Genomic DNA, 612 nt, shown 5'->3' with positions numbered 1-612 from the left:
GGCGGGTCCGGGCCCGCACCCGCCGCTCGGGCGCGGCCGCGTGCACGACCGTGCCGCTCGCGTCCTCCGCGACCGGGGCCAGGCCCCGCGCGCGCAGCGCGTCCAGCAGCTCGGCCGGCGACGCGTCGGCCACCAGCACCGTCGGCGCCAGCAGGCGCGGGCGCAGGGGTGCGAACCGTGGGTGGTCGACGAGCCCGGCCAGCAGCGCGGCGTCGTCGGCCCGCACGTACGACGACGCGGCACCCGCGCGGACGCGCCCGTGCCGCCGTGCGACGTCGCGCACCAGGTACTCCAGCGGCTGCGGCACGCGACCCCGCGCCGCCGTGGACAGGCGCGCGAGCAGGTCGTCGGCCGGCAGGCCCGAGTCGAGCGCGCGCAGCACCGACTCGGCCGTGAACCGGACGGTCACCGCACCGCCGCGGGACTCGACCTGCGCCGCGAGGTCCAGCAGCTCCTCGAGCGCCTCGCCCGGGCGCCCGGGCACGACACCCGTGAGGTCGCCCTGCAGCAGCACCTCGTCGACCGGCGCCGGCAGGTCGGCCGCCAGCGCGGCGGCCGCGTCGGCGGCGGGCGTCGCGCCGGACCCCGCGGCGGGCCGGGTCGACGCCTCGG

At 81.4% G+C, this 612-nt stretch carries 1 protein-coding gene; it reads right to left on the bottom strand.

Annotated elements, in window-relative coordinates:
- Positions 1-612: helicase-associated domain-containing protein (locus tag CS2_RS18340; protein ID WP_169798673.1), on the bottom strand; the 612-nt coding region annotated here is incomplete at both ends.

It is taken from the genome of Cellulomonas iranensis NBRC 101100 = JCM 18110 (assembly GCF_001552375.1).
GTDB lineage: Bacteria > Actinomycetota > Actinomycetes > Actinomycetales > Cellulomonadaceae > Cellulomonas > Cellulomonas iranensis.
The sequence above is the reverse complement of the archived record's forward strand: the minus strand, read 5'-3'. Positions and strand labels throughout refer to the sequence as shown.